Origin of the sequence: Pantoea sp. PNA 03-3 (genome assembly GCF_003201175.1) — a bacterium.
Classification (GTDB): Bacteria; Pseudomonadota; Gammaproteobacteria; order Enterobacterales; family Enterobacteriaceae; genus Pantoea; species Pantoea stewartii.
In genome coordinates this window covers 590,724-616,855 of sequence record NZ_QICO01000002.1, presented here as the reverse complement: position 1 = coordinate 616,855, position 26,132 = coordinate 590,724, and the positions used below count along the sequence as shown (strand labels likewise).

Below are 26,132 nucleotides of genomic sequence, written 5' to 3'. Positions count from 1 at the left end.
AAAAACGCTAATTTATGATGAAAACCATTCAAAAAATGGATTGATGATGCATAAAACCACGCTGGAACAATGGAGCCTGCTGGATAAGGTTATGAAAGAAGGCAGCTTTGCAAAAGCCGCCGACCTGACCAACCGCAGCCAGTCCTCAGTCAGTTACAATCTTGCCATGCTGCAACAGCGTATTGGCATCACCTTACTGCACATTGAGGGGCGCAAAGCGGTACTTACGCCCGCCGGTGAATTGCTGCTGGCGCAGGTGCGGCCGCTTCTTAAGGCGTTTCATTCGCTGGAGGCGTATGCGGGCGCCATACGCAGCGGCGTCAGAACCAAACTGGATCTGGTGGTGGACAGCATCTTTCCGCGCCGCCGCCTGTTCGCTGTCCTGAAAACCTTTCAGCAACGCCACCCACACACGCAAATTAATCTCACCGAAGTGCTCGAAACCGATACCGATTATGCTGAGGCCGATGTGATGGTGGTAACCCAGCGTCAGGATATGGCCGGGCGGGGCGAGTGGTTGATGAACGTGGATTTTGTCGCGGTGGCGCACCGCGATCACCCCTTGCATCAATGCGGCGTAGACCTGGATGAGGAACAACTGGCGCGGTATCCGCTGATTCGCATTGCGGATCGCGAACATTTTACAGTGCAGAATGAAAGCAGCAGTGGCGATTACTGGTCTTTCTCAACCATTGACGCGGCGGTAGAAGCGGTAATGCATCAGGTGGGCTATGGCTGGATTCCGCAGGAGCGCATCCGTCACGAACTGGCACAGGGCATCCTGAAGATATTGCCGCTTCGGCATGGGGTGCGCCGCGCCACCACGCTGCATCTGCTGATTAAAAAAGACATTATCATGCTGGATCCGCCCATCGCGACCTTACTTGACCTGCTGAAAACGGCACCGCAAACGGACGTACCGTAACGGGCGCCACGGGCCGGGCAGACGATCCGCCACGGCACAGCTTTCGTGAGCCAGTTACGCGGCGGACTGGATTTACGGTGTGACGTGCAGGGCGTGAAGCAGGGCATCCAGCGAGTCAGGAGCCTGCTGATGGCGGTTTTCAACCGGATGACCGCTCCACGACAGGGCATCGTCCAGGCAATAGTCGCCGGCGCAATGCAGATCAAGATCGTCATCCAGCAGGCCAATCGGCAGCCAGATCAGCGGCCGGTCACGTAAGTCGTTCGGCACGGTGGATCCACAGTTCCTGCAGAAGTCATTGCGGTATCCCTGCGGGCGACGCCAACTGGCGATGAAGGTTTCACCGGCCAACCAGCGAAAGTGGTCTGCATTAACGATCGTCGCCAGATTATGGCCCGTGCCGGTCTGGCGACGACACAGCGAACAGTGGCAGCGGTAAAAATGACTGGGCTTTTGTGTCAGCCTGAATACCACCGTTCCGCATAAACAACGTCCTGAAATCATGCTGGCTTCCCTGAAGAAAATGCGCTTAAGAAGACGATTAGTGTGCCCGCTTTTTGGCCCAGTACGCCATAAAGTTAATCGCTTCGCGATCAACGCCGCGCTCGCCAATCAGATGGCGACGCAGCAGTTTCACGACGGTCGATTCGGCGGCCACCCAGCCGTAAAATTCATTGTTGCGCGCCTGCGCACGATCCCACAGTAACTCACCGTCTTCCTCTTCCTGCACGGCCTGCTGCTGGCCGCCATCGGGTACGCTGACCTGGGACTGAATTGCCGCGATCAGGCATTCACCATGTGAAGCAAACGCAGGTTTGCGGGGCAACCACACAATGTCAGCAAACGCGTACGCCTGTAAATCGACGCAATCCTCAGCATCCGGCACCTCAAAAAAAGCCTGAACCCGGGGCGGATGGGGCTGGCGGGCCAGCGATTCCAGAATGCCTTTCGCGGCAGGCAAGGCGGTTTCATCGGCAATCAGCAGCGCATTGCGCAGGCCGTCTGGCGGCGTCCATTCATAGCCACCGCTGTCGGCCTCAAAAGCCGCATTAGGCGCAACGATCACCAGGCTGTCGCCTGGTTTCGCGTTAATAGCCCAGGCCGAGGCCGGCCCTTCTGTACCGTGGCTGACAAACTCAATGGTCAGCTCCTCACGTTGGACATCCAGATTGCGCAGCGTATAGGTGCGCAGCAGCGGCCGCTGCGCTTTGGGCAGCGACAGAATCGTCTGGTACCACTCATCGTTATTGGGCAGGTCGGGCAGGCTGCCATCTTCGGCAGGCAGCAAAATCTTAATCCGCTGGTCGGGCGCATCCGATTTCATCTGTGCCACGTCGGGCCCGTTAAACACCAGGCTCAGCATCGAAGGTGAAAGGTGATGTTTGCGGGCCAGTTTGACCTCAAAAAGGCGGTAAGCAGGGACGTCAGCCATCGTCGTTCCTTGTGGTTAATGAGCCGATAAGGCTGATCGTGAACGCCAGATCAGCCCCGACAGGGCAATAAAGAGCATGGCGGCAGTGAGTGCGGCGGCAATCAGCGCGGCTTCGCCGTGCGAGTGCGTGATCACTGGCACCAGAAGGGCACACAAGCCATAGCCCAGCGTATGACTGGTGGCGATCCAGCCTGCTCCGGCGCCGTCTGCCAGCGTGTCGTTGAGCAGCAACTGATAGGCGGGTGTGCCGAGCGCCGCACCGAACGACATCACGGCACAGCCGACATAAAACAGCCAGAGCGGCGTGGTCAGCATCATGCCCAGGCCCAGCGCCATCAGGATCCCGGCGCTGATTAACAGTGAAAGCGGCGTCAGTAACTGCGGACGCAACACCAGAAACTGCGCACCCAGTGACGCGATGGCGGCAACGCTCAGCAGCCAGGCAACCTGATGGCTTATCGCCGCCGTCTGCCCGGCAAATTGTCGGGCCAGCGCCGGAGACAGCCCCAGTTGCATCAGGCTGACGGTGGCAGCCAGCAGCAGGGCGCATAGCAGGTAGGGCAGGCAATGAGGGCGCAGGCGGGCGTTTTTACGCGTCACCGCTGGCTGCGGGGCCGAACGTTGTAACGGCAGCAACAGGGCCAGCGCCAGCAGCGGCGCCACCACCAACAGCGCCAGCGGGGCCAGCGGATGAATCACCAGCATTCCGGCTGCGCAGAGGGGGCCAAAAAGTCGGCCACAGCTCAGGCCGGAGCTGATGGTCGCCAGCGCCGTCATGCGCTTCTCTTCGCCCGCCCGGTGCAGCGCCCATACCTGACAGGCGGGCACCATGGCCGATACCATCAAACCATAAAAAACCCGGGCAATAATTAATATGCCTAATCCAATCGGTGCGCTGACGGCCTGCACAGACAGCAGCGCACAGCCCAGACCGAGCAGCAAAAAGCTGGTGCCGTAACCGGCCAGCGACCACAGGACCACCGGTTTACTTCCCTGACGGGCAATCTGCTTTCCCCACCACGGCGACGCGGGCAAAAACAACATGGAGCCGAGCGTTAACAGTCCTGCCCACACCGACAGGCTCAGGCTGGTCTGAGCAACCAGCACCGGAATCGCGACCAGCAGGCCATTTTGTCCCACACCCAGCAACCCGGCGCTGATGGCTAAAGGCCAGTTTGCTAACGCTTTTTTTTGCGTCATGGCCAGTTCAGGAGATGTCACGATGTTGCTAACCCGTATCTTTGTTGTATGTATTTGTAAAATTTATTCTGCCAATTCTAACAATTGTCGTTGATAATGAGAACTGTTATCGGCAGAATTCGCATTATCATAACGACTGGAAATTGTTTGATAATGATACAATCAACGCATGATGGGGCCAGGGATGTGGCGGCACAATGCTTCCTGAACGCCCTGATCCGTGAAACCAGGGACTGGCAGTTGAGCCAGAGTGACCCCGCCGAACTGACGATCCCGTTGGATGAACAGCAGACCTTACACTTTAAGGTGGCTTACTTTTCTCCGACGCAGCACCACCGTTTTGTCTTTCCGGCCCGGCTGGTGACGCAGCGTGGCAGCCAGCCGGTGACGTTTGAAACCGTCGCCAGGCTGATTGTCGATAAGTTACAACACCAGCACGCGCTGCCCGTCGCAGGCTGCGAGGCGTTTTACCAGCGCGTAATGCAAAGTCATGCTCACACCCGCGAAGCGGCGGCGTCCCGTCATGACTGGTGCGGCCTGCGCGAAAACGCACTCAATTTTGCCGAGGCCGAACAGGCGCTGCTGGTCGGGCACGCTTTCCATCCTGCCCCCAAATCGCACGAACCTTTCACGCCGCAGCAGGCCAGACGCTACCTGCCCGATTTTGCCCCGCATTTTCCGCTGCGCTGGTTCGCGGTGGATAAAGACTACCTGGCGGGCGACAGCCTGAAACTGAACTTACAGCAGCGCCTGACGCGTTTTGCGGCCGAGAACGCACCGCAGCTGCTGCATGCGCTGACGGACCAGCGGTGGTTATTCCCGCTGCATCCCTGGCAGGCGGACTATTTGCTGCAGCAGAGCTGGTGTCAGCAACTGATGGAGAAAGGAGTGCTACAGGATCTGGGTGAGGCGGGAACATCCTGGCTGCCCACCACGTCATCACGCTCGCTCTATTGCGCGACCAGTCGTGACATGATCAAGTTCTCGCTGAGCGTGCGACTCACTAACTCCGTCCGCACTTTATCGGTGAAAGAAGTCAAACGCGGCATGCGGCTGGCGCGGCTGGCGCAGACCGCGCGCTGGCAGGCGATGCAGGCGCGTTTCCCGACGTTTCGTGTGATGCAGGAAGACGGCTGGGTCGGGCTGCGTGATATGCAGGGCACGATCAGGGAAGAGAGCCTGTTCGCCCTGCGTGAAAACCTGATTGTCGACCAGCCGCAGAGTCAGACCAACGTGCTGGTTTCCCTGACGCAGTCCGCGCCGGACGGCGGCGACGCACTGCTGACGGCGGCGGTTAAGCGCCTGAGCCAGCGCCTGCGTATCAGCGAACAACAGGCCGCCCATGCCTGGGTGGACGCATACTGCCAGCAGGTGCTGAAACCGCTGTTTACGGCCGAAGCCGATTACGGACTGGTGCTGTTAGCGCATCAGCAAAATATCCTGGTGGAAATGGCACAAGACCTGCCGGTTGGCCTGATCTATCGCGATTGCCAGGGCAGCGCCTTTATGCCGCACGCCGCAGGCTGGCTGGATGAGATTAGCGAAGCGCAGGCAGAAAACGTCTTTAGCCGCGAACAGCTGCTGCGCTATTTCCCCTATTACCTGTTAGTGAATTCCACGTTCGCGGTCACGGCGGCACTGGGCGCGGCGGGCATGGACAGCGAAATGCACCTGATGGCGCGCGTACGTGATGCGCTGTCTGCGCTGCGTTGCGAGGTCACGCACACGGACTGTCTCGATTACGTGCTGGAAAGTCCGCACTGGAATGTGAAAGGCAACTTCTTCTGTTACCTGCACGATCACAATGAAAACACCATCGTCGATCCGTCGGTAATCTACTTCAACTTCACTAATCCCCTTCTGTCTCAGGAGCGCTAAATGTCTCAGGCAACGATTGTTCACAGCGGCCACGGTTTGCGCTGCGAGAAGTCTGGTAAGGCCCTGAATCTGGGCTGGGGACAGGACAACAGTGCGGTCCTGCATTATACCGGCCCGCTTGCCGAAAGCTGGTTGCGTGATGCGCTGGATCAGATGTTTATCGCGGCTCCGTCGCTTTCCGCCATTGTGTTGCCCTATGCCGAATGGCGGGAAGAGCGGCAGGCGCTGGCCCTGTTTGCCGCGCTGAGAAGCGATATCGTGCACCGCGAGGCCTTCTGGCAACTGCCGCTGTGGCTGTCCACGCCGCCTCAGCAGGCGTCCGGCGAGATGGTCTTTGATGCCGAACGTGAGATTTACTTCCCCCAGCGTCCGCCGCGTCCTCAAGGCGAAGTCTATCGCCGTTACGATCCGCGCGTGCGCCGGACGCTGAGTTTCCGCGTGGCCGATCCTGCGCAGGATGCCGAAATGTTCACCCGCTGGATGAACGATCCGCGCGTGGATTATTTTTGGGAGCAGAGCGGATCGCTGGCAGTGCAGACCGCCTACCTGCAACGCCAGCTCACCAGCAGCTATGCCTTTCCGCTGATTGGCTGTTTTGATGATGCGCCTTTCAGCTACTTTGAAATCTACTGGGCCGCCGAAGACCGTATCGGACGCCACTACAGCTGGCAGCCGTATGACCGCGGCCTGCACCTGCTGGTGGGCGAATCGCAGCGGCGCGGACCGCACTATGTGCAGAGCTGGCTGCGCGGTATCAGCCACTACCTGTTCCTAGATAACCCGCACACCCAGCGCCTGGTGCTGGAGCCACGCGCTGATAATCAGCGCCTGTTCCGTCATCTGGCACCTGCGGGCTATGCCACCGTTAAAGAGTTCGACTTCCCTCACAAGCGCTCTCGCCTGGTGATGACCCGGCGTGCCCGCTTCTTCAGCGAGGTGGGCCTGTGATGAATCCGCACGCATGGGAAACCGTGAACCGTCAGCTGGTGGCGAAAATGCTGGCCGAGCTGGAGTACGAGCAGGTCTTTCAGGCCCAGGCGCAGGGCGATAACCGTTACTGCATCAGCCTGCCGGGCGCTGAGTGGCACTTCACCGCCGAGCGCGGCATCTGGGGCTGGCTATGGATCGATGCGCAAAGCCTGCGTTGTGCGGATACGCCGGTACTGGCCCAGACCCTGCTCTGCCAGTTACAGCCGGTGCTGTCGATGAGCGATGCCACGGTAGCGGAGCATATGCAGGATCTCTACGCCACCTTGCGCGGCGATCTTCAGCTTATGCAGGCGCGTCAGGGAATGAGCGCGGACGCGCTTATCGATCTGGATGCCGACCGCCTGCAGTGCCTGCTCAGCGGCCATCCCAAATTTGTCTTCAACAAAGGCCGACGCGGCTGGGGACTGGCGGCACTGGCGCGCTACGCCCCGGAATACCTGAACACGTTCCGCCTGCACTGGCTGGCGGTTCAGCGTGAGCATCTGGTCTGGCGCTGCGACAGCGCGCTGGACATCCAGCAACTACTGCATGCCGCGATGGATGACGGCGAATACGCCCGGTTCACCGAGGCCTGGCAGGCGCAGGGACTGGACGACAGCTGGCTGCCGTTACCGGTTCATCCCTGGCAATGGCAGCAAAAAATCGCACTCGATTTTGTCGCGGATCTGGCCACTGGCAAAATGGTCTCGCTGGGCGAGTTTGGCGATCGGTGGCTGGCACAGCAGTCACTGCGCACGCTGACCAACGCCAGCCGTCAGGGCGGACTGGATATCAAACTGCCGCTGACGATCTACAACACCTCCTGCTATCGCGGCATTCCTGGCAAATACATCGCGGCGGGCCCGCTGGCCTCGCGCTGGTTACAACATGTCTTTGCCACTGATGCAACGTTGCAGCAAAGCGGGGCGGTGATTTTGGGCGAACCGGCCGCAGGCTATGTCGCTCATCAAGGTTACGCCGCGCTGGCCGAAGCCCCCTATCGCTACCAGGAAATGCTGGGCGTGATCTGGCGCGAAAATCCTGCGCGCTGGCTGCATCAGGACGAAACGCCGATTCTGATGGCGACGTTGATGGAGTGCGATGAGCAGGGACAGCCGCTTATCGGTGCCTACATTGCCCGCTCGGGCCTGAGCGCCGAGGCCTGGCTCAGTCAGATGTTTCGCGTGGTCGTCGTGCCGCTGTATCACCTGCTGTGCCGTTACGGCGTGGCGCTGATCGCGCACGGACAAAATATTACTCTGGCGATGAAAGACAGTATTCCGCAGCGCGTCCTGCTGAAGGATTTTCAGGGCGACATGCGGCTGGTGAAGGACGATTTTCCCGAGATGGCCTCTCTGCCTCAGGCGGTCCGTGATGTCACGGCCCGCCTGAGCGCGGACTATTTGATTCATGACCTGCAAACCGGACATTTTGTTACGGTTCTGCGTTTTATTTCGCCGTTGATGGCGCGCCTTGGCGTACCCGAGCGGCGCTTTTACCAACTGCTTGCCGCAGTGTTGAGCGATTACATGCAGGCGCACCCGCAGCTGTCGGCGCGCTTTGCGCTTTTCTCCCTCTTCAAGCCACAAATCATTCGCGTCGTGCTGAACCCGGTAAAGCTCACCTGGCCCGATCAGGATGGCGGGAGCCGTATGTTGCCCACTTACCTGGAAAATCTGCAAAACCCGCTGTGGCTGGTCACCAAGGACTGAATCATGACAAACACTGTTGATTTTATTGGCATCGGTATTGGCCCGTTCAACCTGAGTATCGCGGCGCTGGCACACGAAGCCGAGGGTTTTACCAGTGCGTTTTTAGACAGTCGGCCGGATTTTGCCTGGCATCCCGGCATGCTGGTGCCGGACTGCCATATGCAGACCTCGTTCTTAAAAGATCTGGTCTCGGCAGTTGCGCCCACCAGCCCGTTCAGCTTTGTGAACTACCTTGTGAAGCGTAAGAAATTCTACCGCTTTATGACGGCAGAGCTGCGAACCGTATCGCGGGATGAGTTTTCTGACTATCTGCGCTGGGCCGCCGAGGGCATGGATAACCTGCACTTTAATCACACGGTGGAGCGCATCGAGTTTGACGACACGAAACAGCGTTTCGTGATTCACAGCCATGACGGTGAGCGCTACGCACGCAATATTTGTCTTGGTATTGGTAAACAACCCTATCTGCCGCCGTGCGTCAACCGCATCAGTGCGACCTGTTTCCACGCCAGTGAGATGAGCCTGCGCAAGCCGGATCTGCGCGGCAAACGCGTTGCCGTAATCGGCGGAGGGCAGAGCGGTGCCGATCTGTTCCTGAACGCCTTCCGGGGAGAGTGGGGTGAGCCGGCGAATGTCAGTTGGGTGTCGCGCCGCAATAACTTTAACGCGCTGGACGAAGCGGCCTTTGCCAATGAATATTTCACCCCTGAGTACGTATCCAGCTTTGTCGGCCTGAGTGAGAAGGCGCGCCAGACCATGCTGGATGAGCAAAAGATGACTTCGGATGGCATTACGGCAGCGTCGCTGCTGACGATTTATCGCGAGCTGTATCATCGCTTTGAGGTGCTGGGGCAGCCGCGCAATGCGCATCTGCTTCCCAGCCGCTCGGTGGTGGAACTGACCCGCCATCAGCAATGCTGGCAGCTACAGTTACAGCATCAGCTCGATCAGGGTTATGACCTGATTGAGTGCGACGTGGTGATTTTTGCCACCGGTTATCGCCCGGCGTTGCCCGAGCTACTGTCACCGCTGATGAGCCGCCTGACCATGAAAGACGAGTGCACGTTCAGCGTGCGCGAAGATTTCACGCTGGAGTGGAACGGACCCAGGGACACTAACATCTTTGCGGTCAACGCCAGTATGCAAACGCACGGCATCGCTGAACCGCAACTCAGCCTGATGGCCTGGCGTTCCGCCCGTATTCTGAATCGCGCGCTGGGGCGTGATTTGTTCGATCTCAGCACGCCGCCTGCCCTGATTCAGTGGCGCAGCGCGAGCCGGGAAAAACCGCAGCAGGGTGCTGCATCCACTCAAAACTATACCGAGTCCTTGGGGTAAACCTTAACCTCGCATGCAGGAACGACGATGAAGACTAAAAACAAAAATATCTGGCTGCTTAATCCGCTGTTATTAGCCATGATGGCACCGGCGGTGGCACAGCAAACCAGTGAGAATGAAATGGTTGTCTCCGCCAGCCGTACGCACCGCACCGTGGCGGAAATGGCACAGACCACCTGGGTGATTGAAGGGGCCGAACTGGAGCAACAGGTCCAGGGCGGAAAAGAGTTTAAAGATGCGCTGGCACAACTGGTACCGGGCCTGGACGTCAGTAGCCAGGGCCGCACCAACTACGGTATGAACATGCGTGGTCGCGCTATTGTGGTGCTGGTAGATGGCGTACGCCTTAACTCCTCGCGTACCGACAGCCGTCAGCTGGATTCCATCGATCCGTTTAATATCGATCATATTGAAGTGATCTCCGGTTCCACCTCGCTATACGGCGGCGGCAGTACCGGTGGCCTGATCAATATCGTGACCAAAAAAGGCCAGCCAGGGACCCAGTTTGAGTTTGAAACCGGCACCAAAACCGGATTCAACAGTAGCAAAGACCATGATGAACGCGTGGCGGCTGCCCTCTCCGGCGGCACCGATCGTGCCTCCGGACGCCTGTCCGTTGCCTACCAAAAGTTTGGCGGCTGGTATGATGGCAAGGGCGACTCACTGCTGATGGACAATACCCAGACGGGCCTGCAGTATTCCGATCGTCTGGATATTATGGGCACCGGCACGCTGGAGATTGATGACCACCAGCAACTGCAGCTGGTCACGCAGTACTACAAAAGTCAGGGCGATGACGATTATGGCCTCTATCTTGGGCGTAACTTCTCCGCAGTAACGGGCGGAGGCACCGCGTACACCCGCAAAGGGCTGAACTCCGACCGCCTTCCCGGCACCGAACGCCATCTGGTCAGCCTGCAGTACTCCAATACTGATTTTCTTGGTCAGGAGCTGGTGGGGCAGGTTTACTACCGGGACGAGTCACTGGCGTTTTATCCGTTCCCCACGGTGTCCGGCGGACGCGTCACCAGTTTGTCCTCCTCAGAGCAGAACACCGATCAGTACGGCGGTAAGCTGGCGATCACCAGTAAGCCGGTCGATGGGCTGCAGCTGACCTACGGCGTAGACGCCGATCATGAGCGTTTCAGTTCCAACCAGATGTTCTTTGATCTGGGCCAGTCTGCAGCCTCGGGCGGGCTGAACAACCAGAGCATCTACACCACGGGCCGTTATCCGGGTTATGACATTACTAATCTGGCGACCTTCCTGCAGTCCAGCTACGACATCAATGAGACGTTTACGCTGAGTGGCGGTGTGCGCTATCAGTACACCGAAAACAAGGTGGATGATTTCGTCGGTTACGCTCAGCAGCAGGCGATTGCCAACGGTACCGCGCGCTCGGCCGATGCGATTCCAGGCGGCTCTACCGATTACGATAACTTCCTGTATAACGCCGGTATCCTGATGCATATCACGGCGCGGCAGCAGGCCTGGTTTAACTTCTCGCAGGGCGTTGAGCTACCCGATCCAGGCAAATATTACGGGCGCGGCACCTATGGCCGGGCGGTTAACGGCAATCTCCCGCTGACCAACAGCGTTAATGTGGATGCCAGCAAGTTGCAGGGCATCAAAGTCGATTCATGGGAACTGGGCTGGCGCTATACCGGCGATAATCTGCGTACGCAACTCAGCGCCTATTACTCGCTGTCAGACAAGAATGTGCAGCAGAATCAGGACCTGACGATCAGCGTGGTTGACGATAAGCGCCGCATTTACGGGGTGGAAGGTGCCGTGGATTACTTTATCCCGGACACCGACTGGAGCACCGGAGCAAACTTCAACGTGCTCAAAACCGAGTCCAAAGTGGATGGCAGCTGGCGAAAATATGACGTGAAAGTGGCCAGCCCGTCGAAAGCGACCGCCTATGTTGGCTGGTCGCCGGATCCGTGGAGCCTGAAGGTGCAGAGCACTACCTCGTTTAATCTCAGCGACGACGCGGGCTACAACATCAACGGCTACACCACTGTTGATTTCATTGGCAGCTATGAACTGCCTGTCGGCAAGCTGAGCTTCAGCGTGGAAAACCTGCTGGATCGTGATTACACCACGGTATGGGGCCAGCGCGCGCCGCTGTACTACAGCCCGACCTATGGTTCACCGTCGCTGTATCAGTACAAAGGCCGGGGACGGACGTTTGGTCTGAACTACTCCGTGCTGTTCTGAGTCGGTATTCTTGCCCGGTGTTGCGCCGGGCAAGCCTCACGCCCGTTATCCTGGCAGCGTGTTGAGTACAACAAACACAGTGACCGGTTCAGGCCACTGTGTTTACCGGATTACGAACTGCGATGCAGCGTCAGCGGGGCAGACAACCAGCGGGCGACGCGCTTACCTGCTTTGATGGCGGGCTTTTCAATGTAGAAAAACATTACCGACGCCAGCGCCACGCTGGCGCTGACCGACAGTACAAAAATCATAAGGTTATCTGTCCAGGCTTTATCTGCCAGGCTGTTCATCAGCAGTACCATGAGCGGATAGTGGATGAGATACAGCGAATATGAGATATCCCCCAGGAAAATCAGCGTACGGTTGTGACCGGTGTCGGCACGGTAGCTCAGCATCACCGTCATGATCATGATGGCGGCGGCCAGCCAGAAACCGCCGTGCAGGCCAAAGGGCTGAGGTCCTGTAATCAGGGCGGTAATGACCGCCAGCACCAGCCCTGCCTGAAGCAGTCGGCGCATTCTGTTATCCAGTTCCGGTAGCTTACGCTTCACCAGCAATTCTGCCAGCAGCATCCCCAGGATGAACTCCATACAGATAGTGTTACTGATTAACTTAATCCACGCCTGCCACCAGTGCGTCACCGTCAGATGCGGCGAAACCTGTGAGGAAAAGTCAAAACTGCCGTTGTAGTAAAGCTGAAATCCCACACTGGAGACGATGAAAATCAGTGCACAAAGGTAGCTGCGATAGCGGTAGTTGATGCACATCGCTACGGTGAAAACGGCGTAAAACAGGATCTCGTAAGACAGCGTCCAGGGCGGCCCTAACGCGCTGAATCCAAACGTCGGTCCGGCGCTGCTGTAATCCTGCAGACAGAAATAGAGCGCACAGGACATATCGTGAAGAGAGCGATCGTGATACACCACCGCGAAAGACAACAGCCAGACGACAAAGAAGACCGGCCAAATGCGGAAAAAGCGTTTCACCATGAATGAGGTCGGGGCTTCGTTAAACTGATGGGTAATGAAGGTCATGATGAAGCCGCTGATAATAAAGAACACGTCCACGCCCAGCGCGCCTGGAATGTGTCGGGTCCAGTGACCCTCTAACAGCGATGAGTTGTGCGCCAGTACCACAAGTAACGCAGCAAGGCCGCGCAGATACTGGATTGAGACGATTTTCATGAATGTTACAGCCTGTCGGTTGACTCATTAGCGGCAGTCGCGCGGGCGAGCCGATACGGTTAAGCGTAGGCCGTATTGTAAAAATGACTTAACAATGGTCAACCGCCGTTTATCGGGCAGAAAAATACATTTCAAAACGATAGCGTATTTTTGCTGAATAAAACGCGGCGATCGAGGCTGTTAGGCGCACAAGGAGAAAAGTGCGCCATCAGGATTTCAGAGGGTTCTTAACCAAAATTGATAACTTACATGCGCAGCAGACTCATGCAGCGCGGCGCGGCGATACGTGTCCACCCAGGGCGCGCCGAAAGATTTCTATCGTCCACATCCACAGAATATGTCCCAGCGTTTCCGAGGCAATTTCCGCCAGCGGCAGGTGCCATAAGGGCGGTGCCCAGCCGTTTATGGGCAGGATCACGGCGTGAAAGGCCACGGTAATGATCAGGGCGAACGCCACGCCCTGACCCAGCGTAATGATCGGGATAATCTCGGCCAGGGCGCAGTAGAGCAGGGCGAAGAAAATCGAGAACAGGTGATGAACACCGGCCACGCCCCAGTTCACCACATGACCGGAATAGTGATAGACCAGGTTGCTGACATTGATTCCCATATCCTGGAGCATCTCCGCGGGGGGAATTGCCCTGTCCGGCGTTCTGGGCGGAAACGGATTCTCCGTGCCCCATTTGACAAAACTGGCGACGTTACCGCCCCAAAACCCTGCCCACAGCGCCGCACCATAATGCCGATCGACCGGGGACGTCAGATAAAACCCTGTTTTCATTTTTCACCGCTCCCGCTGAGTAAAAAGAAGAGAATTACTGGCCGTAATAGGCGTTTGCTCCATGCTTTCTGAGAAAGTGTTTATCCAGTAACGGCTGCTGCATTCGGGTGATATCAGGCGTCAGCTGGCGGGAAAAAATCCCCATATAGGCGATTTCCTCCAGCACGACTGCGTTATGCACGGCATTATCTGCGTCTTTCCCCCAGGCAAACGGCCCGTGAGCATTAACCAGCACGGCGGGAATGGCCGTCGGGCTGATGCCGCGTGAGCGGAAGGTTTCGATAATCACTTCGCCGGTATTGTGCTCGTAATCGTGAATAATTTCGGCCTCCGTCATCAGTCGGGTGCAGGGAATGGCTCCATAGAAGTAGTCAGCGTGCGTGGTGCCCCAGGCTGGCAGATCCTGGCCCGCCTGCGCCCAGATGGTGGCATGACGCGAATGCGTGTGCACAATGCCGCCGATGTCCTCAAAGGCCCGATAGAGCGCCAGATGGGTGGCCGTGTCCGATGAAGGCTTTTTCGTGCCCTCCACTACGCGGCCGCTTGCCAGTTCCAGTACCACAATATCGTCTACCGTCATGCCGTCGTATTCCACGCCGGAGGGCTTAATCGCCATCAGCCCTTGCGCACGATCGACGGCGCTGACGTTGCCCCAGGTAAACGTCACCAGATGGTGGCGCGGCAGCGCCAGGTTTGCCGCCAGCACCTGCTTTTTCATCATGGCAATGCTCATAGTAAGCCTCCTTCCTGCATTTTCTGTTCAATCCAGCGCCGTGCCTGTACGATCTCGGCAACCGGCTCCTCGGCTTTCTCGGTCCACATCTCAATCAGAAACGATCCGCGATAATTCAGCGCTTTGAGCGTGCGAAACACGCCAACGAAATCCACGCAGCCTTCACCAAAGGGCACATCGCGGAACTGCCCCGGTGAATGGGCGGTGACCGGTTGGGTATCTTTCAAATGAATGGCGGCGATGCGATCAATGCCCAGCGTCAGTTCGGCAGTCACGTCATTGCCCCAGGCGCTGAGATTGCCCACATCCGGATAAACGGAAAACCACGGAGAAGCCTGCTGCTGTTCCCAGGCTTTCCACTTGCTGATGGCGTTCATGAATTCGGTATCCATGATCTCCACCGCCAGCATCACCTGCGCCGCTGCTGCGCGCTGCACTGCGCGTGACAAGCCCTCGGCAAACCGCGCGACCGTGCCTGCATCATGCGGTTCGTAGTAGACGTCATAGCCCGCCAGCTGAATCGTGCGGATCCCCACATCTTTCGCCAGCTGGATGGCCTGATCGATCAGATCGTCTGCGCGCTGGCGGATCGCCGGATCGTGGCTGCCAAAGGGAAAGCGGCGATGGCCGGACAGGCACAGGGAAGGAATGGTGACGCCGGTTTCGATGGTCGCGTTGACCAGCGACAGGCGCTGCTCTTTGCTCCAGTTCAGCCGGTCCAGCCGTTCATCGGTTTCATCAACCGACATTTCCACAAAATCAAACCCGCAGGCTTTGGCCAGCGCGAGACGTTCTGGCCAGGTGAGATTCGCAGGCAGGGCTTTTTCGTAAATCCCTAACGGGTGCAGGCGTTTCATACTGTCCCCCAATGGCGGCCAATGGCCCGGTGAAATGCGGTGGCGCATGCAATGCCGTTCTCGCCATCGCTCAGGGCGCGGCCGGCAATAAACGCCTTCACATCGATATCGCGAAACTGAGAAAGGTCATCCGGGGTGATACCGCCCGTGACGGACAGGGCAAAACCCAGGTCTGATAAGGCTTTCATGGTATCCAGATCGTGCTGATTCCACTGTTGCCCGCTGGCCTGTGCGTCCCGTCCACGGTGATAAATAGCCTGGGTCAGACCCAGCTTTCGCCACTGCCGGGCATCATCCAGCGTCCAGTTGCCAAACAGTTCGATCTGAATATCCCCCTGGTACTGCTGCGCCACCGCCAGCGCGCTGGCAAAGGTTGCCAGCGGCGCGGCACAGATCACCGTCATCCAGTTAGCCCCTGCCGCAAAAGCCATCTCCGCCAGGGTGCCGCCGGCATCCGCCACTTTGTAATCCGCGACCAGCGTTTTTTCCGGGTGCTGCTGGCGCAGATGACGTACGGCCTCAACACCGCAGCTCAGGCACAAAAGCGTACCGGCTTCGATAATGTCGACATGCGAATGCAGTTGCCGGGCGGTACTGAGCGCGGCATCCAGCGTGGTGTGATCCAGCGCCAGCTGGAGTAAGGGCAGGCTCATGGCAGGTCTCCCTGGGCGTCACGCAGGACGCGAATCAGATGTTGATAACGCTGATACTTTTGCTGGTAGCGGTCATAGCACGTGCTGTCCGGTTGCCAGCACACGATGTCAGGGGCCAGGGCCTGCTGGGCCGCCTGCAGTGAGGCATAAGCCCCGGTGCCGGTTAACGCCACCAGCGCCGCGCCCAGGCAGCCGCTCTCACTGATCTGCGGAACCTCAACCGTCAGGCCGCTGGCATCGGCGAACATCTGCATCCAGGGCGCAGAACGCGTAGGCCCACCGCTCAGACGCAGGGCGGTAACCTGAGGAAAACGTTGCAGAATACGGTTGAGGTGCGTCAGATGTGAGAACACCACGCCTTCGTAGATGGCCTGAACCAGATGGGCGCGCGTGTGACCTGCCTGCAGGCCAAAAAAGCTGCCGTGCAGATCGGCGCCGGCATTGGTGCCATACAGGAAAGGCAGAAACAGCACACTGCTGCTGGCGGGGGCCAGCGCTGCTACCCACGCATTAAGCTGGCTGTAGTCCTTAATGCCCCACTGGTCACAAAACCATTCCAGATTGGCCGCCGACGTCGGGCTGGCCTCATGGATAAGGTACTGACCCTCAATGGCATAACGACCATAAACGTAGGGATAGTCTGCTTCATCGCTGATGCGGTCGGTAATGCCGCTGGTCACTGACCAGGTTCCCATCACCGCGTTCAGGCGCGTCGCATCATTCAGGCCCGCGCACAGCGCTGTTGACATCACATCGAACAGGCCGCCCACGACGGGCGTACCGGGCAGCAGACCGCATTCGGCAGCGGCCCCGTCGGTGACATAGCCCGCAATCTGCGTCGGGCCGATAATCGGCGGCAGTGCCGATATTATCTCCGGGATACCTGACATCTCTGCCAGTGCAGGCGACCAGTCGGCTGCCTGCATGTCATACAGATTGGACTCAGAGATATTGGTTTCTTCGCATGCCCGCTCGCCGGTCAGACAGAAACGCAGATAGTCATGGGCCATCATGACGCTGCCAATCGCCGCATAGCGCTGTGGCTGATGCAGCTTGATCCAGCGCAGCAGCGACACCGGGTGGCCGGTCCACAGCGTTTGTCGGGTCAGCGGATAGAGTTTCTGCGGCAAGCCTTCCCGTTGCCACTGTTGCACAAGGCTCAGGGCGCGGCGGTCGGAGGAGAGGATGCCGTTGCCCAGCGGGCGGTGCTGTTTGTCCAGCAGAAACAGCCCCTTACCCTGTGCGGAAATGCCCATACCGGCGACCGACGCCGCATCCTCGCCGCTGGTGGTCAGCACCTCACGGATGACGGCTGCCGCCTGTTGCCACAGCAGCGTCATATCGCGTTCGGCATAACCCGGTTCCGGTACAACAACCGGCAGGTTTTGCCGGGCGACGGCCAGCTCGCGGCCCTGTATATCGTACAGCCCGGCTTTAATAAAGGTGCCGCCACAGTCCAGTCCCAGCCAGCGTTTCATAATGCCTCCTGTTGAGGGGAATCGCAGCGTGCGGGCAACGTCATCGCCAGCAGGGCGGCAATCGCCAGTGAAATGGCAAGGCTGTAAACCCCGGCATCCCGGCTGTAAAACGCCATCAGAATGCCCACCATGTAGGGACCGCAGAAGCCGCCCAGGTTGCCCAGCGCGTTGATCAGGCCGCGCGCGCCGCCAGCCACCTCGGCATTAAACAGGCGCGGCGGAATACTCCAGAACACGCCCGCCGCAGACTGGATAAAGACGCCACAGCCCACCAGCGCCGCGTAGGACCACCAGATATGCGCTTTCAGTAACACCGACAGCGCCATGCACAGCGCAAAGCCGGCCAGCGGCAGCGCCACAAACAGCCTGCGCCGTCCGGTCGCGTCCGACAGAACAGAAAACAGAAACATGCCGACGATCGCCCCGACGTAGGGCAGAATGGCCAGAAAGCCCACCTGCTCCACATTACCGTGCGTCAGTCCTTTCAGGATGGTGGGCAGCCACAGCGTGTAGCCGTAAATGCCGGTCTGATAGAAGAAATTGACCAGAATCAGCCGCCACATAACCGGTTCGCGCATCACGCGCATCAGCGAGGCGTTGCGCACGTTCTGCCCTTTGATCATCAGCTGTTCGTTATGCAGCGTGGTGATGAGATAGTGTTTTTCGGCTGGCGAAATCCATCTCGCTTCCTGCGGGCGGTTACTGATCGTGAAATGCCACAGGGCCATCACGACCAGAGATAACGCGCCTTCCACGTAGAACAGCATGCGCCAGTCCCAGCCGGTAATGATCCAGCCTGAGAGCGGAGCCGTGATGATCCCGGCGATCGGCACAAACATGATCACGATGGCATTTGCACGACCGCGCTCCGCATCCGGGAACCAGTTGCCGATCATCGTCAGCACCACCGGTAACATGCCGCCTTCGGCGATCCCCAGCGCAAAGCGCAGCGCCAGCAGTTGATACTGACTGGTGGCCATGCCGGTCAGTATGGAAATCACCGCCCAGGCCAGCAGCGACCAGCCAATAAAGCGTTTACCGTTGCCGTAAACGGCCAGCCTGCCGCCGGGCACCTGCAGGAACAGGTAGCCAATGAAGAAAATGCCGCCTGCCAGTCCGGCCATCGAGGCGCTGATGCCCAGTTCAGCATCCATGCCGCCCGGCATCGCAAAGGCGATGTTGACCCGATCCATATACGAAATGATGCAGGTAATCAGAATCGGCGGAATGATCCGCAGCCAGCGCAGTGCAGGGACCTTTTCATGATTGACAGCGCTTGTGGTGATGCTCATCGTGCCTCCCTGCCTTACACCAGATCGCGCGTGGGGATCTTCACCACGACTTTGCGGATCGGACCGGGCTGACTGACCGCGCAGTTAGGACGATGAATATCCTGAGGAAAAAATACGGCGAACGTGCCGGGTAGCATCCGTACCTGGGTTTCATCGGGGGCATGTTGATAAAAAACGATGTCGCGTTCGCTGTCGTAAGGCTGATGCACCGCCAGATCCAGCGGTTGTGTGGCGACGCCGATCACTTCTTCGCCTGCCACCAGATACTGCACGTCGATGTGATAGCGGTGCGCCTCCGGGTAATTCTCTGCGGCGGGAACCGTGTGCAGATCTAACACCTGTACGACCCAGCCGGTTTCTTCGTCCTGATAACGGCCGGCGGCCATGTTTGCCAGATCATGACCGGCGAGGTAGGCCAGGGCATGAGCAATCGCGGCGGGATAGTGACGGGGATCGGTATTAGCAAGGTGTCCGGTAATCATGATGCCTTCTCCTGTAGCGCCTGAATGCGCGCCCAGACGCGCTCATCAACCGGAATACCCAGGCGTTCGTTTTCTTCACGCAGTGGCGGGAATTTGTCACCCGGCAGGCGAATCGCCTGTGTGCTGTCAGCCGGTTCCGCACCGGTGATGGATGCGCGAATACGATCGAGTTTTTGCTGGCGGGTTTCGCCCGGAATGAGCCGATCGACGTCGATGGCGATAAACACCTGAGAAATGCCAAATTCATCGCCGTTGTCGTGAGTGACTTCAGTCACGGAGGCGCCGTTAGAGAGCAGGGTGGCCAGCATATCCAGCACCACAGACAGCGCTGAGCCTTTCCAGTAACCCATTGGTAAAATGCGGCGGTTTTTTTCCAGCGTGGCCGGATCGCGGGTGTAGTTGCCCTCATCATCAAAGCCGCCATCGACCGGCAGGCTTTTCCCCGCCAGGCGATTCACTTCCAGCATGCCGTAGGAGAACATCGACATGGACATATCCACCATCGTAACCGGCTCGCCCGGTACCGCGATAATCAGCGGATTGGTGCCGATCGCGCAGCTTTTTGCGCCCCAGGGCGGCATTACGGCAATGGAGTTGGTCCAGCAGATGCCGACAAAGCCCTTTTCCGCCGCCTGCCAGCCATAGCTGCCACCGCGCATCCAGTGATTGGCATTGCGTAAGGCCACCAGCCCAATGCCGTGTTCCGTGGCCAGCGCCATCGCGCGCTCCATCATGCTATGGGCGGTGATATTGCCAATGGCGCGTTGCGCATCCCACTGCTCAATCGCACCCAGCGACAGGACTTTTTGCGCATCCGCATCGGGAATAATGTGGCCGGCATCCAGTTGCTGAATAAAACGCGGGAAGCGGTTAACGCCATGGGAATAGACGCCGTTAAGACTGGTTTCAGTAAACATGTGCGCGCAGGCCTCGGCTTTGGCCTGCGGCACGTTGCGGCTGAGGAGTACGCGAAGAAACTCCTGATACAACTGCTGATAGCTGATTCTCATCTGACTGATACTCCCCGCGTCTTATTTCATAATGTGGAATGTCATTTCAACTAAATGCTATGGGGAAAAATGCAGCGAGTCAAAAAAATGACTCAAAAATTATTTCATTTAAATCAACAGGATGTAATTAATTCTGACTTCTGTGATCTTGAGCTTTTTTGCCCGATTCCGGCCACAGTCAGGCCGGTCAGCTGAGAGACAGCTGACCTGATTTGTTCTGCTTTTCGCCCTGCCTGTGCAGGGGCGTTAGCGTAGCGTTACCCGGTAGAGTGAAGTGTTGGCTGTGATATAAAGTTCATCATTATTCGGTCCGCCAAAGGTGCAGTTGGATACCGTTTCAGGAATCGGGATTTTGCCTTTACGGTTTCCGCTGCTGTCGAAAATAATCACGCCGTCAGCGCAGCTACAGTAAATATCGCCGTTGGCATCCACACAAAATCCGTCCGGGAAACCGGGTGAGACATCGGCAAAAAATTGCCCTGCAGACAACGTGCGACCGTCCACTTTATAGGTGCGCAGCTCATGGCGGCCGAGCGTCGGGAAATCCACCACCGACATGTCCGCCACGTACAGCACGCTTTCATCAGGCGAGAACGCCAGCCCGTTTGGCCGCTGCAGATCGCTGGCGGCAATGCTGAGCTGCCCGCTTTCCGGATCAAAACAGTAGAGATAGCAGCCGATCACCTGGCTGGGAGCCAGGTAACCCTCATGATCGCTGACGATCCCGTAAGGCGGATCGGTAAACCAGATGGTGCCGTCGGAGCGGATCGCCAGATCGTTGGGCGAGTTAAACCGCTTGCCCTCGACTTTATCCACCAGCACGTTCACCGTACCGTCTGTTTCTGTCCGGCTGATAGCCCGGCGACCGTGTTCGCAACTGACCACGCGTCCCTGATGGTCGCGGGCATTGCCATTGGCATAGTGAGAATGATGACGCCAGATACTCAGCTCGCCATTGCGCTGCCAGCAGTACATACGGTTGCCTTTGACATCGCTAAATACCACCCCATCCAGCGCCGGTAACCAGACTGGGCCTTCGGCCCAGGTGGCAGGGGAGCACAGTTTTTCTACCTGCATGATGCTGGCCTCCGTTACTTCACGCCCCAGATAGCTTTGTAATGGTCCTGATAGCCGTTTTCCGGATCGTAGTGGTTCTGCGGTCCGCCATCCCGGCTGATATTTTCCGGTGTAATCAGGTGCGCAGGCGTGACATAGCCTGACGGGGGCTGTCCGGCGAAGGCGCGGTTGAACTCATCCAGCAGTTGCCAGCCATGCAGTTTTAGCGGTTCAGCGACGGTCGCGACCTGGCTTTCACCATTGCGAATGCGCTGGAAGGCCGACACCGAGCCATCGCCTGCCGAGATGTTATACGGTGCGTTTTTGCCGCCTTTCCCTGCGGTTTTCAGCGCGGGTGCCATAAAGTCAAAATAAAGGTCATTAATCGCCAGCGAGTACTGCCAGCGGTCACCGTACTTCTGTAACAGGCTAAAGGTCAGCGACGGCATACGGTTAGAGGTATCGGCCAGCGGCGTGTCAATAAAGTCGATGACTTTACACTCGCTGCACTTCTCAATTTCCTGCTTCATCGCATTGGCTTTATCCAGCGCGATTTTGTACAGCGAGTCGGTGAAGATAATCACCTGCGCTTTGCCGCCTGACTTCACAATGGCGTACTGCGCCGCCAGACGGGCAACCTCATTAGAATCGGACGTAATGTTATCGGTGATCCCGTACTGCTTAATCGGGCCCGGCTGAGGCTCTGCGTGCCAGGCCATCAGCACGATTTTTTGCTGCAGGGCTTTTTTCAGCGGCATTTTGGCGACGTTCGGGTTCCAGCCGCCGATAACGATACCGTCAGGGCGCTGGGCAATCGCCTGATTCAGCGCCGCCAGTTGATCTTTGACAGAGCCTGCGCCGTCCAGCGTATCCAGCGTCCAGCCAGCCACTTTCGCCGCTTCGCTCAGGCCTTGCTGAACGCCCTGCACACCGCCGTTTTTCATATCCGAGGCGATAAAGATCAGTTTCTTTTTAGGCTGTAGCGTTGGCCCGGTCGTCGGACCGTCCCAGGTCGTGGCGCTGGCCGTCGCTTTGGCCACGGCCGCTGTCGCCTGATCGAGATAGCTGTCTGCATGGGCTGGTAAGGTGGCGACCAGCATGGCGATGAGAGAAAGACCAAATACCGGATTTTTCATAATGAGTTCCCTGGTGTGATGGTTTTTTGCTGTGAGTCAGGTGTGGTCGCCGGCGTGCTCTGACTACGCACGACGGCTTTTTGATTCAACATACGGCGGCGCTGAGCGTAGCCGGCCAGCGTAATCGACAGCAGCAACGTGGCACCGTTAAACAGCGGTTCCACCCAGAACGCGCCGCCAAACTGCTGAATACCGGCAATCCCGATAGCCAGGATAGCGATGCCGACCACGGTGCCCCAGACGTTTACCCGTCCCGGACGAATGGTGGTACTGCCCAGAAAAGCCCCGACCAGCGCAGGCAGCAGGTAATCCATCCCGACGCTGGCCTGGCCGACGCCCTGTTCCGCCGCAATCAGCACCCCACTGAAGCCGGTGATCACACTGGAGGCGATAAACGCGCCGATCACGTATTTATTCACGGCAATACCGTTGAGGCGCGCGGCGACGGGGTTACCGCCCACGGCATACATGCACCTTCCCAGTGGCGTGTGCTCAGTGATCAGCCACAATACCAGCGCCAGGCCCAGCACATAGAAGGCACCAATCGGAATGCCAAACACTTCGGTACTGTGCAGCGCACTAAAGGCATCCGGTAAGTCACCAACAATTTGGCGACCGCCGGAGTGCCACAACGCAATGGCATACAGCACCGTGCCGGAACCGAGCGTGGCGACGAAGCTGTCGATATCCGCCAGCGCCACCAGAATGCCGTTCAGCAGGCCATACAGCGCCGACAAGACCAGCACTGTCAGCACCGCCATCTGCCAGGAAAAGCCGTATTCCACCTGAAGCGTAATGGCCAGGATGTGCCACAGCACGATCCCGAAACCGACGTTCAGGTCGATTTTGCCCACAATCATCGGCAAGGTGGCGGCCAGCGCCAGCAGGGCGATTTTGGCCTTACTGGACAGAATGGCCTGCACGGTGAGCAGGGATGCGAAAGTCGGGGACAGTACCGAAAACAGTAACGCCAGCAGCACACATAACAACAGTAATCCGTAGCGGGTGACGACCTGCATCGACCACGGCGCAAAACCATGCTGAGCAAGGCTGACCCGTTGTTCAAGTGCAGTAGATTTCACCGAGGTTTTAGACATAGCGTTTCTCCTGACTGCCTTTTCAGACGGTAGCGAAGGGGGCAGCAGAGCTGGCTGAGGCCAGCTCCAGTAAATTAGCAAAAGTGACCTGTTCGTTTTTCAGTTCACCCACTACCTGGCCCCGGTTAAACACCAGCGCGCGGTTACAGATATGCGCGATTTCCTCCAGGTCATTCGAGATCACCAGCACTGCCACGCCGTCTGCCAGCGCTTTGTTGAGCAGGTGATAAATTTCTTCGCGCGCGCCCACGTCGACGCCCGCAGTGGGATCTTCAAGAATCAGCAACGGGGCATTGAGGTGCATCCAGCGGGCCATCACCACTTTTTGCTGGTTGCCACCGGACAGGGCGCTGATATCCAGATCCACGTTTTTAGGGCGCACGTCGAAAAGCTGCACTTTCCACCAGCTGGCACCCACCTCCGCGCGGCGACCATAATGGGACATCACCCGGTGCCCGCTCGCGCAGGGGTTGAGAAACAGGTTTTCACGCACGCTCATCGACATAACCAGACTTTCACCGGTGCGATCGCCTGCCACAAACGAGATGCCTGCCGCCATAGCCTCGCGAGGCGATCGGGAATGGCAGGGCTTGTCGCGAAAAATGACCTGGCCCTGGGTAGCCTGTTTCAGTCCAAACAGCATCCGGCCAATCTCTTCCTGACCGGCACCACGCAGGCCGGCCAGCGCCAGCATTTCGCCGGGTTGCAGACTGAACGAGACCGGGCCCACTTCATCGATGCAGAGCTGATCCAGTGACAGCACGGGCGGGCGCCCCTCAGGCAACACAAGGCGCTGATTGCTTTCCAGCGCTTCGCCGACAATCATTTCAACCAGATCGTGCAACCTGTAGTCTGCCGTGTTGCCCTCTGCGACGCGTTTACCGTCCCGCATCACACAAATGCGATCGGCAATTTCAATTACCTCATCCAGACGGTGAGTCACGTAAATCATGCCGACGTTGCGACTTTTCAGGCGTTCTATCACGCTAAACAGATGCCGTACGTCATTGGCGGGTAACGAGGCGGTCGGTTCGTCCAGTACCAGTACTTGCGCGTTGACGGCCACCGCGCGGGCAATGGCCAGCAGCGATTTCTCCGTGCGTGACAGTTCAAATACGCGGGCATCGGGATCGAGCTGAATACCGACGTCTTCCAGCGCTAAACGTGCCCGTTCACGCACGGCCCGCCAGTTAATCAGGCCCAGGCGACGGTTGAAGCCCATGATCAGCGCCATATTTTCCGCCACCGTCATCCACTCGATCAGCCCCAGATCCTGATGAATAAAGGCGACAGGCTGGCTGGTGGCGGTTTTTAGCGCGGCCGCTGAGGGGATGGGGTTGCCATTAAAGGTTATCTGGCCTTCGTCGCTGGTATAAACGCCGGCCAGTACCTTAATCAGAGTCGATTTACCCGCACCGTTTTCACCTAACAGCGCGACCACTTCGCCCGGAAAGACATCCAGGCTTACGTCATTGACGGCAGGGTTCCCCCCGAAACGTTTGGTGATATGGCTTAGTGTCAGGACCGGTTTATCCGGGTTAGTTTGCATTCCAGCCTCCCGTGACGCCTGGTGAGTAGTGGCAGCAAGCGTGGTGACGCGCTCTTGCTGATTTCAACATGTGAAATACTATTCCAAAAAATACTATCCCTGAAAATGCGGAAAAGCAAAGAAGCGAGGCGACTATTTCCTCAGTAGAAACATAGGGTTAAAATATTGTTTTGAAATTGTGATGAACAGCGCAATTCCTGCCAGGCGGAATGCGATCGCCAGGCCACACTAAAAAAGCGAAAGATTCCCAGTTGTTATGCCATGAGTTAACATCATGCGATAGTGCGCTCAGGAAGTCAGAAACGGAGAGGATCGGCGGATGGTGGGTAAAGTGGATAAAGCGAAGGAAAATAAAAACGATAAGCCGTTGGGAACACAGAGTCTGTTTCGTGGCCTTCAGTTAATTGAGTTACTGAGCAATTTCCCGAACGGTTGCCCGCTGGCCCATCTCGCTGAGCTGTCCGGCATGAATAAAAGCACCGTCCATCGCCTGTTACAGGGGCTGCACAGCAGTGGCTATGTCACCCAGGCCCCGTCGCCTGGCAGCTATCGCCTGACGACCAAATTTATTTCGGTCGGTCAGAAAGCGCTGTCATCGCTCAATATCATCCACGTAGCCGGACCGCATCTGGAAAAGCTCAACCTGGACGTGGGCGAAACGGTTAACTTTTCCAGCCGTGAAGACGATCATGTTGTATTGATCAATAAACTGGAACCCACCACCGGCATGATGCGCACACGCGCCTACATCGGGCAGCATATGCCGCTCTATTGCTCGGCGATGGGCAAAATTTTTCTGGCCTGGGGCAGTGAAGAGTACCTGCTGCACTACTGGCAAAGCCATCAGGACAGCATTGAGCAACTGACAAAAAACACCATCACTACCTTGCCTGAGATGCAGCAGGAACTGAGAGATATTCTGCAGCAGCGCACCGCGATGGATCGCGAAGAGAACGAGCTGGGCGTGACCTGTATCGCCGCGCCGGTATTTGATATTCAGCAGCGCGTTCCCTATGCGGTGTCGGTCTCGCTGCCGACGGCCAAGCTGCAACAGATTGGGGCAAAAAACCTGATGGCGAAGGTGGTAGCGACCGCCCAGGCGATCTCACACGAGCTGGGCGCTTCCGCCTGAGCCCTGGGCAGCGGC

Annotated in this window: 23 protein-coding genes; 7 read left to right on the top strand and 16 right to left on the bottom strand. The window is 57.8% G+C overall.

Annotation, left to right across the window (positions count from 1 at the left end):
* The first annotated feature begins 46 nt into the window (after window positions 1–46).
* Complete coding sequence (locus C7433_RS09280; protein ID WP_033739074.1) at window positions 47–925, top strand: LysR family transcriptional regulator; 879 nt, start codon at window positions 47–49, stop codon at window positions 923–925.
* 72 nt (window positions 926–997) lie between these two features.
* Here C7433_RS09280 and C7433_RS09275 read toward each other — a convergent pair whose 3' ends face one another.
* Genes C7433_RS09275 through C7433_RS09265 form a run of 3 tightly spaced genes read right to left on the bottom strand, consistent with a single transcriptional unit; the run spans window position 998 to window position 3,578 of the window.
* Window positions 998–1,429: a GFA family protein gene (locus tag C7433_RS09275; RefSeq protein ID WP_039339024.1), complete on the bottom strand. Its 432-nt coding sequence runs from the start codon at window positions 1,427–1,429 to the stop codon at window positions 998–1,000.
* 37 nt (window positions 1,430–1,466) lie between these two features.
* Window positions 1,467–2,357 carry a siderophore-interacting protein gene (locus tag C7433_RS09270; RefSeq protein ID WP_110268064.1) on the bottom strand — a complete coding sequence of 297 codons (891 nt, stop codon included), beginning with the start codon at window positions 2,355–2,357 and terminating at the stop codon, window positions 1,467–1,469.
* Window positions 2,358–2,372: 15 nt separating this feature from the next.
* Window positions 2,373–3,578 carry an MFS transporter gene (locus tag C7433_RS09265; protein WP_110268063.1) on the bottom strand — a complete coding sequence of 402 codons (1,206 nt, stop codon included), beginning with the start codon at window positions 3,576–3,578 and terminating at the stop codon, window positions 2,373–2,375.
* 132 nt (window positions 3,579–3,710) lie between these two features.
* Here C7433_RS09265 and iucA point away from each other — a divergent pair, with 132 nt between their 5' ends.
* From iucA to iutA, 5 genes are read left to right on the top strand one after another with little or no spacing between them, the layout of a single operon-like run.
* Window positions 3,711–5,435: an aerobactin synthase IucA gene (gene iucA / locus C7433_RS09260; RefSeq protein WP_146212557.1), complete on the top strand. Its 1,725-nt coding sequence runs from the start codon at window positions 3,711–3,713 to the stop codon at window positions 5,433–5,435.
* Window positions 5,436–6,383: a GNAT family N-acetyltransferase gene (gene iucB, locus C7433_RS09255; RefSeq protein WP_110268062.1), complete on the top strand. Its 948-nt coding sequence runs from the start codon at window positions 5,436–5,438 to the stop codon at window positions 6,381–6,383. It abuts the gene before it with no gap.
* Window positions 6,383–8,116, top strand: a complete 1,734-nt coding sequence (gene iucC / locus C7433_RS09250; RefSeq protein WP_033739082.1) for an aerobactin synthase IucC — start codon at window positions 6,383–6,385, stop codon at window positions 8,114–8,116. The genes iucB and iucC overlap by 1 nt, the downstream gene beginning before the upstream one ends.
* 3 nt (window positions 8,117–8,119) lie before the next feature.
* Window positions 8,120–9,454, top strand: a complete 1,335-nt coding sequence (iucD, locus tag C7433_RS09245; protein WP_039339019.1) for an NADPH-dependent L-lysine N(6)-monooxygenase — start codon at window positions 8,120–8,122, stop codon at window positions 9,452–9,454.
* Between the two features lie 27 nt (window positions 9,455–9,481).
* On the top strand, window positions 9,482–11,677 hold the full coding sequence (iutA, locus tag C7433_RS09240) for a ferric aerobactin receptor IutA (protein ID WP_039339017.1): 2,196 nt from the start codon (window positions 9,482–9,484) through the stop codon (window positions 11,675–11,677).
* A 110-nt stretch (window positions 11,678–11,787) separates the two neighbouring features.
* On the opposite strand, the gene C7433_RS09235 is transcribed toward iutA, so the two are convergent.
* From C7433_RS09235 to C7433_RS09175, 13 genes are all read right to left on the bottom strand, one after another.
* A complete protein-coding gene (locus tag C7433_RS09235; protein ID WP_033739089.1) occupies window positions 11,788–12,861 on the bottom strand; it encodes an acyltransferase in 1,074 nt (357 codons plus the stop codon).
* Between the two features lie 262 nt (window positions 12,862–13,123).
* A complete protein-coding gene (locus tag C7433_RS09230; RefSeq protein ID WP_110268061.1) occupies window positions 13,124–13,642 on the bottom strand; it encodes a DUF1440 domain-containing protein in 519 nt (172 codons plus the stop codon).
* 34 nt (window positions 13,643–13,676) lie between these two features.
* A complete protein-coding gene (gene araD, locus C7433_RS09225) occupies window positions 13,677–14,375 on the bottom strand; it encodes an L-ribulose-5-phosphate 4-epimerase (RefSeq protein ID WP_110268060.1) in 699 nt (232 codons plus the stop codon).
* The gene (locus C7433_RS09220) at window positions 14,372–15,232 is read right to left on the bottom strand and encodes an L-ribulose-5-phosphate 3-epimerase (RefSeq protein WP_006121631.1); all 861 of its coding nucleotides are present in this window, start codon (window positions 15,230–15,232) and stop codon (window positions 14,372–14,374) included. The genes araD and C7433_RS09220 overlap by 4 nt, the downstream gene beginning before the upstream one ends.
* The gene (ulaD, locus tag C7433_RS09215) at window positions 15,229–15,885 is read right to left on the bottom strand and encodes a 3-keto-L-gulonate-6-phosphate decarboxylase UlaD (protein ID WP_110268059.1); all 657 of its coding nucleotides are present in this window, start codon (window positions 15,883–15,885) and stop codon (window positions 15,229–15,231) included. The genes C7433_RS09220 and ulaD overlap by 4 nt, the downstream gene beginning before the upstream one ends.
* Window positions 15,882–17,363: an FGGY-family carbohydrate kinase gene (locus C7433_RS09210; RefSeq protein WP_110268058.1), complete on the bottom strand. Its 1,482-nt coding sequence runs from the start codon at window positions 17,361–17,363 to the stop codon at window positions 15,882–15,884. Before C7433_RS09210 ends, ulaD begins: the two co-directional genes overlap by 4 nt.
* Window positions 17,360–18,655: an MFS transporter gene (locus C7433_RS09205; RefSeq protein ID WP_006121627.1), complete on the bottom strand. Its 1,296-nt coding sequence runs from the start codon at window positions 18,653–18,655 to the stop codon at window positions 17,360–17,362. Before C7433_RS09205 ends, C7433_RS09210 begins: the two co-directional genes overlap by 4 nt.
* Before the next feature lie 14 nt (window positions 18,656–18,669).
* The gene (locus tag C7433_RS09200; RefSeq protein ID WP_006121626.1) at window positions 18,670–19,137 is read right to left on the bottom strand and encodes a YhcH/YjgK/YiaL family protein; all 468 of its coding nucleotides are present in this window, start codon (window positions 19,135–19,137) and stop codon (window positions 18,670–18,672) included.
* Window positions 19,134–20,147: a 3-dehydro-L-gulonate 2-dehydrogenase gene (yiaK, locus tag C7433_RS09195; RefSeq protein ID WP_006121625.1), complete on the bottom strand. Its 1,014-nt coding sequence runs from the start codon at window positions 20,145–20,147 to the stop codon at window positions 19,134–19,136. Before yiaK ends, C7433_RS09200 begins: the two co-directional genes overlap by 4 nt.
* 246 nt (window positions 20,148–20,393) lie before the next feature.
* Window positions 20,394–21,224 (bottom strand): SMP-30/gluconolactonase/LRE family protein, encoded by an 831-nt coding sequence (locus C7433_RS09190; protein ID WP_006121624.1) that lies wholly within the window; start codon window positions 21,222–21,224, stop codon window positions 20,394–20,396.
* Between the two features lie 14 nt (window positions 21,225–21,238).
* Entirely contained in the window at window positions 21,239–22,339 is a 1,101-nt protein-coding gene (locus C7433_RS09185; protein ID WP_033739103.1) for a substrate-binding domain-containing protein, read from the bottom strand.
* Complete coding sequence (locus C7433_RS09180; RefSeq protein ID WP_006121622.1) at window positions 22,336–23,436, bottom strand: ABC transporter permease; 1,101 nt, start codon at window positions 23,434–23,436, stop codon at window positions 22,336–22,338. The genes C7433_RS09185 and C7433_RS09180 overlap by 4 nt, the downstream gene beginning before the upstream one ends.
* Window positions 23,437–23,458: 22 nt before the next feature.
* Window positions 23,459–24,985, bottom strand: a complete 1,527-nt coding sequence (locus tag C7433_RS09175; protein ID WP_039339008.1) for a sugar ABC transporter ATP-binding protein — start codon at window positions 24,983–24,985, stop codon at window positions 23,459–23,461.
* 319 nt (window positions 24,986–25,304) lie between these two features.
* Between C7433_RS09175 and C7433_RS09170 the strand changes: the two genes are divergently transcribed.
* Window positions 25,305–26,117: an IclR family transcriptional regulator gene (locus tag C7433_RS09170; RefSeq protein ID WP_006121620.1), complete on the top strand. Its 813-nt coding sequence runs from the start codon at window positions 25,305–25,307 to the stop codon at window positions 26,115–26,117.
* The last annotated feature ends 15 nt before the right edge of the window (window positions 26,118–26,132 follow it).

Coding starts and splice junctions, on each gene's coding strand:
- C7433_RS09280 (WP_033739074.1), top strand. CDS start 47: ATGCATAAAACCACGCTGGAACAATGGAGCCTGCTGGATAAGGTTATG.
- C7433_RS09275 (WP_039339024.1), bottom strand. CDS start 1,429: ATGATTTCAGGACGTTGTTTATGCGGAACGGTGGTATTCAGGCTGACA.
- C7433_RS09270 (WP_110268064.1), bottom strand. CDS start 2,357: ATGGCTGACGTCCCTGCTTACCGCCTTTTTGAGGTCAAACTGGCCCGC.
- iucA (WP_146212557.1), top strand. CDS start 3,711: ATGATACAATCAACGCATGATGGGGCCAGGGATGTGGCGGCACAATGC.
- iucB (WP_110268062.1), top strand. CDS start 5,436: ATGTCTCAGGCAACGATTGTTCACAGCGGCCACGGTTTGCGCTGCGAG.
- iucC (WP_033739082.1), top strand. CDS start 6,383: ATGAATCCGCACGCATGGGAAACCGTGAACCGTCAGCTGGTGGCGAAA.
- iucD (WP_039339019.1), top strand. CDS start 8,120: ATGACAAACACTGTTGATTTTATTGGCATCGGTATTGGCCCGTTCAAC.
- iutA (WP_039339017.1), top strand. CDS start 9,482: ATGAAGACTAAAAACAAAAATATCTGGCTGCTTAATCCGCTGTTATTA.
- C7433_RS09235 (WP_033739089.1), bottom strand. CDS start 12,861: ATGAAAATCGTCTCAATCCAGTATCTGCGCGGCCTTGCTGCGTTACTT.
- C7433_RS09230 (WP_110268061.1), bottom strand. CDS start 13,642: ATGAAAACAGGGTTTTATCTGACGTCCCCGGTCGATCGGCATTATGGT.
- araD (WP_110268060.1), bottom strand. CDS start 14,375: ATGAGCATTGCCATGATGAAAAAGCAGGTGCTGGCGGCAAACCTGGCG.
- C7433_RS09220 (WP_006121631.1), bottom strand. CDS start 15,232: ATGAAACGCCTGCACCCGTTAGGGATTTACGAAAAAGCCCTGCCTGCG.
- ulaD (WP_110268059.1), bottom strand. CDS start 15,885: ATGAGCCTGCCCTTACTCCAGCTGGCGCTGGATCACACCACGCTGGAT.
- C7433_RS09210 (WP_110268058.1), bottom strand. CDS start 17,363: ATGAAACGCTGGCTGGGACTGGACTGTGGCGGCACCTTTATTAAAGCC.
- C7433_RS09205 (WP_006121627.1), bottom strand. CDS start 18,655: ATGAGCATCACCACAAGCGCTGTCAATCATGAAAAGGTCCCTGCACTG.
- C7433_RS09200 (WP_006121626.1), bottom strand. CDS start 19,137: ATGATTACCGGACACCTTGCTAATACCGATCCCCGTCACTATCCCGCC.
- yiaK (WP_006121625.1), bottom strand. CDS start 20,147: ATGAGAATCAGCTATCAGCAGTTGTATCAGGAGTTTCTTCGCGTACTC.
- C7433_RS09190 (WP_006121624.1), bottom strand. CDS start 21,224: ATGCAGGTAGAAAAACTGTGCTCCCCTGCCACCTGGGCCGAAGGCCCA.
- C7433_RS09185 (WP_033739103.1), bottom strand. CDS start 22,339: ATGAAAAATCCGGTATTTGGTCTTTCTCTCATCGCCATGCTGGTCGCC.
- C7433_RS09180 (WP_006121622.1), bottom strand. CDS start 23,436: ATGTCTAAAACCTCGGTGAAATCTACTGCACTTGAACAACGGGTCAGC.
- C7433_RS09175 (WP_039339008.1), bottom strand. CDS start 24,985: ATGCAAACTAACCCGGATAAACCGGTCCTGACACTAAGCCATATCACC.
- C7433_RS09170 (WP_006121620.1), top strand. CDS start 25,305: ATGGTGGGTAAAGTGGATAAAGCGAAGGAAAATAAAAACGATAAGCCG.